This is a genomic window from Sporolactobacillus sp. CQH2019 (assembly GCF_028765345.1).
In the GTDB taxonomy this organism is placed as follows: Bacteria; Bacillota; Bacilli; order Bacillales; family Sporolactobacillaceae; genus Sporolactobacillus.
Window position 1 is genome coordinate 1 of the sequence record NZ_JARAJZ010000054.1, and the last position, 452, is coordinate 452.

The 452-nt window shown below is 59.3% G+C and carries 1 rRNA gene; it reads right to left on the reverse strand.

The features are described 5' to 3' along the window. A 16S ribosomal RNA gene (locus tag OYT88_RS20770) occupies positions 1-452 on the reverse strand; the annotation flags it as partial.

Genomic DNA, 452 nt, shown 5'->3' on the forward strand with positions numbered 1-452 from the left:
AAGGGTTCTCCCACCGACTTCGGGTGTTACCCGCTCTCATGGTGTGACGGGCGGTGTGTACAAGGCCCGGGAACGGATTCACCGCGGCATGCTGATCCGCGATTACTAGCAATTCCGGCTTCATGCAGGCGGGTTGCAGCCTGCAATCCGAACTGGGGGCGGCTTTCCGGGATTCGCTCAACCTCGCGGTCTCGCGGCCCTTTGTACCGCCCATTGTAGCACGTGTGTAGCCCAGATCATAAGGGGCATGATGATTTGACGTCATCCCCACCTTCCTCCGGTTTGTCACCGGCAGTCACCCTAGAGTGCCCAACTCAATGCTGGCAACTAGGATCAAGGGTTGCGCTCGTTGCGGGACTTAACCCAACATCTCACGACACGAGCTGACGACAACCATGCACCACCTGTCACTCCGTCCCCCGAAGGGGAAAGCCTGATCTCTCAGGCGGTCG